This is a genomic window from Sphaerisporangium sp. TRM90804 (assembly GCF_029846175.1).
In the GTDB taxonomy this organism is placed as follows: Bacteria; Actinomycetota; Actinomycetes; order Streptosporangiales; family Streptosporangiaceae; genus Sphaerisporangium.
The window spans coordinates 1-4,336 of record NZ_JARWAC010000032.1 but is presented as its reverse complement, the minus strand read 5'-3'; the positions used below and the strand labels follow the sequence as shown (position 1 = coordinate 4,336).

5 protein-coding genes are annotated in these 4,336 nt (G+C 69.7%); all 5 read right to left on the bottom strand.

What is annotated here, in order from left to right; all coding sequences use genetic code 11:
• A partial coding sequence (locus tag PYR91_RS33225) for a hypothetical protein (RefSeq protein ID WP_279786434.1) occupies nucleotides 1–1,658 on the bottom strand: 1,658 nt, incomplete at its 3' end.
• A gap of 27 nt (nucleotides 1,659–1,685) precedes the next feature.
• Complete coding sequence (locus PYR91_RS33220; RefSeq protein WP_279786432.1) at nucleotides 1,686–1,835, bottom strand: hypothetical protein; 150 nt, start codon at nucleotides 1,833–1,835, stop codon at nucleotides 1,686–1,688.
• Complete coding sequence (locus tag PYR91_RS33215) at nucleotides 1,836–3,263, bottom strand: hypothetical protein (protein WP_279786430.1); 1,428 nt, start codon at nucleotides 3,261–3,263, stop codon at nucleotides 1,836–1,838.
• A gap of 153 nt (nucleotides 3,264–3,416) precedes the next feature.
• The gene (locus PYR91_RS33210) at nucleotides 3,417–3,944 is read right to left on the bottom strand and encodes a hypothetical protein (RefSeq protein ID WP_279786429.1); all 528 of its coding nucleotides are present in this window, start codon (nucleotides 3,942–3,944) and stop codon (nucleotides 3,417–3,419) included.
• Between the two features lie 156 nt (nucleotides 3,945–4,100).
• Nucleotides 4,101–4,336, bottom strand: a 236-nt coding sequence (locus PYR91_RS33205) for a hypothetical protein (protein WP_279786427.1), incomplete at its 5' end; no start/stop codon positions are given.

Here is a 4,336-nt window from a genome sequence, read left to right as displayed (position 1 = left end):
ACCGGGGTCGGTGTGGTGGACACGGTGTTCTCGGGTTCGGGGCCCGCTCCGGTGATCTCGTGTCCGGTGACGACGTTGGTGCCGCAGGCGTCGACGACGTGTACGGGCACGTATGTGACGACGCAGGCCGATGTGGACGCGGGTTCGATCGTGAACACGGCGGTCGCCTCGGGCACTCCACCCACGGGTCCCGCCGTGAGTTCGGATCCGTCGACGGCGACGGTGACCATCGAGACCGCGCCGAGCCTGTCGTTGCTGAAGACGGCGTCCCCCGGCGTGGTGACGGCCGCCGGCCGAGTGATCACGTACTCGTTCCTGGTGGTGAACACGGGCAACACGACGCTGACCAACGTCGGCGCGGCGGACACGGCGTTCACCGGAACGGGGACGCCACCGGTGATCACGTGTCCGGTGACGACGCTGCTCCCCCAGGCTTCCACGACCTGTACGGGCACGTATGTGGTGACCCAGGTCGACGTGGACACCGGGTCGGTCACGAACACGGCGGTCGCGACGGGCACTCCGCCCACGGGACCGCCGGTGAGCTCCGCCCCGTCGTCGACGACGGTCACCGGATCGCCGGCCACGGACATCTCGTTGCTCAAGACGGCCTCGCCGAGCACGGTGGTGGCGGTCGGCCGAGTGATCACGTACTCCTTCGCCGTCGTGAACACCGGTACCGCGACGCTGAACAGTGTCGGCGTGACGGACACCGCGTTCTCCGGTTCGGGGCCCGATCCGGTGATCACATGCCCGGTCACGACGCTGGCTCCCCAGGCGTCGACGACCTGTACGGGTACGTATGTGACGACGCAGGCCGACGTGGACGCCGGTTCGATCGTCAACACGGCGGTCGCGAGGGGCACTCCACCGTCGGGGCCGGCGGTGAACTCGGATCCGTCGACGGCGACCGTGACGATCGTGTCGGCGCCGAGCCTGTCGCTGCTGAAGACGGCCTCGCCGAGCACGGTGGCGGCGGCCGGCCCTTCGGTCACGTACTCGTACACGGTCGTGAACACCGGTAACACGACGCTGACCGATGTCGGCGCGGCGGACACCGCGTTCTCGGGTTCCGGCCCGCGGCCGGTGATCTCGTGTCCGGTGACGACGCTGGTCCCCCAGGCGTCCACGACCTGTACGGGCACGTACGTGGTGACGCAGGCCGACGTGGACGCCGGTTCGATCGTGAACACGGCCGTGGCGTCGGGGACCCCGCCGACGGGGCCCGCGGTGAGTTCGGATCCGTCGACGGCGACGGTGACCATCGAGACGGCGCCGAGCCTGTCGTTGCTGAAGACGGCCTCCCCGACCACGGTCACGGCGGCCGGCCGGACGATCACGTACTCGTACACGGTCGTGAACACCGGTAACACGACGCTGACCGATGTCGGCGCGGCGGACACCGCGTTCTCGGGTTCCGGCCCGCGGCCGGTGATCTCGTGTCCGGTGACGACGCTGGTCCCCCAGGCGTCGACGACCTGTACGGGCACGTACGTGACGACGCAGGCCGACGTGGACGCCGGTTCGATCGTGAACACGGCCGTGGCGTCGGGGACCCCGCCGACGGGGCCCGCGGTGAGTTCGGATCCGTCGACGGCGACCGTGACCATCGAGACCGCGCCGAGCCTGTCACTGCTGAAGACGGCGTCTCCCGGCACGACGACGGCGGCCGGGCGGACGATCGTCTACTCGTACCTGCTGGTCAACACCGGTAACACGACCCTGACCGGTGTCGGGGCGACCGACACCGCGTTCTCGGGCTCGGGGCCCGCTCCGGTGGTGACGTGCCCGGTGACGACGTTGCCCCCCCAGGCGTCCACGACCTGCACTAGCACCTACGTGACGACGCAGGCCGACGTGGACGCCGGTTCGATCGTGAACACGGCGGTCGCGACGGGCACCCCGCCGACGGGACCGGCGGTGAGCTCCGCTCCCTCGACGGCGACGGTGAACATCGTGTCCACCCCGAGCCTGTCGCTGCTGAAGACGGTGTTTCCCACGACGACGGTGGCGGCCGGGCGGACGATCACGTACTCGTACACGGTCGTGAACACCGGTAACACGACGCTGACCGACGTCGGGGCGACCGACATCGAGTTCTCCGGCTCGTCGGTTCCGCCGGTGGTCACGTGCCCGGTGACGAACCTGGCGCCGCAGGCCTCCACGACGTGTACGGGCACGTATGTGACGACGCAGGCCGACGTGGACGCCGGGTCCATCGTGAACACGGCCGTGGCGTCGGGGACCCCGCCGACGGGGCCTGCGGTGAGCTCGGACCCGTCGACGGCGACGGTGACCATCGAGGCGGTGCCGAGCCTGTCGCTCCTGAAGACGGCCTCCCCGACCACGGTCACGGCGGCCGGCCGGACGATCACGTACTCGTACCTGGTGGTCAACACCGGCAACACGACGCTGACCGACGTCGGCGCGAGCGATACGGCGTTCTCCGGCTCCGGTACGCCGCCGGTGGTCACGTGCCCGGTGACGATCCTGGCCCCCCAGGACTCCACGACCTGCACCGGCACGTATGTGACCACGCAGGCCGACGCGGACGCCGGTTCGGTGGTGAACACGGCCGTGGCCCTGGGATCGCCGCCGTTCGGGGGCGCGGTGAGTTCAGACCCGTCGACGGCGACGGTGACGATCGAGGCGGCGCCCAGCCTGTCACTGCTGAAGACCGCGTCCCCGAGTTCGGCGACGGCGGCCGGGCGGACTGTCACGTACTCGTTCCTGGTGGTGAACACCGGTAACACGACGTTGACCGGGGTCGAGGCGGTGGACACGTCGTTCTCGGGTTCGGGTCCCGCTCCGGTGGTCACGTGTCCGGTGACGACGTTGGTGCCGCAGGCGTCCACCACGTGTACGGGCACGTATGTGACGACGCAGGCCGACGTGGACGCCGGTTCGATCGTGAACACGGCGGTCGCGTCGGGTACTCCGCCGACGGGGCCTGCGGTGAGTTCGGATCCGTCGACGGCGACGGTGACGATCGAGGCGGCGCCGAGCCTGTCGCTGCTGAAGACCGCGTCCCCGAACACGGCCGCGGCGACGGGACGCTTGATCACGTATTCGTTCTCGATCGTGAACAGCGGGAACACGACGTTGACCGGGGTCGGGGCGGTGGACACGTCGTTCTCGGGTTCGGGTCCCGCTCCGGTCATCACGTGTCCGGTGACGACGCTGGTGCCGCAGGCGTCCACCACGTGTACGGGCTCGTACGTGGTGACGCAGGCCGACGTGGACGCCGGTTCGATCGTGAACACGGCGGTCGCGTCGGGTACTCCGCCGACGGGGCCGGCGGTGAGTTCGGATCCGTCTACGGCGACGGTGACGATCGTGTCCGCGCCGAGCCTGTCGCTGTTGAAGACGCCCTCGCCGTCGGCCGCGTCGCAGGCGGGTCAGACGATCTCCTACTCCTACCGGGTGGTGAACACCGGCAACACCACGTTGACCGGGGTGGACGCGGTGGACACGTCGTTCTCGGGTTCGGGTCCCGCTCCGGTCATCACGTGTCCGGTGACGACGCTGGTGCCGCAGGCGTCCACCACGTGTACGGGCTCGTACGTGGTGACGCAGGCCGACGTGGACGCCGGGTCCATCGTGAACACGGCGGTCGCGTCGGGTACTCCGCCGACGGGGCCTGCGGTGAGCTCGGACCCGTCGACGGCGACGGTGACGATCGAGGCGGCGCCCAGCCTGTCGCTGCTGAAGACCGCGTCCCCGAACACGGCCGCGGCGACGGGACGCTTGATCACGTATTCGTTCTCGATCGTGAACAGCGGGAACACGACGTTGACCGGGGTCGGGGCGGTGGACACGTCGTTCTCGGGTTCGGGTCCCGCTCCGGTCATCACGTGTCCGGTGACGACGCTGGCGCCGCAGGCGTCCACCACGTGTACGGGCACGTATGTGACGACGCAGGCCGACGTGGACGCCGGGTCCATCGTGAACACGGCGGTCGCGTCGGGTACTCCGCCGACGGGGCCTGCGGTGAGTTCGGATCCGTCGACGGCGACGGTGACGATCGTGTCCGCGCCGAGCCTGTCGCTGTTGAAGACGGCGTCGCCGTCGGCGGCGTCGGTGGCGGGTCAGGTGATCTCCTACTCGTATGTGGTGGTGAACAGCGGTAACACGACGTTGACCGGGGTGGGCGCGGTGGACACGTCGTTCTCGGGTTCGGGGCCCCCTCCGGTCATCACGTGCCCGGTGACGACGTTGGTGCCGCAGGCGTCGACGACGTGTACGGGCTCGTACGTGACGACGCAGGTTGATGTGGACGCGGGTTCGGTGGTGAACACGGCGGTGGCCTCGGGTACTCCGCCGGCGGGGCCTGCGG

Excerpts from the sequence above, each read along its gene's own strand:
- PYR91_RS33210 (WP_279786429.1), bottom strand. The coding sequence starts at position 3,944 with ATGGACCCGGCGTCCACGTCGGCCTGCGTCGTCACATACGTGCCCGTA.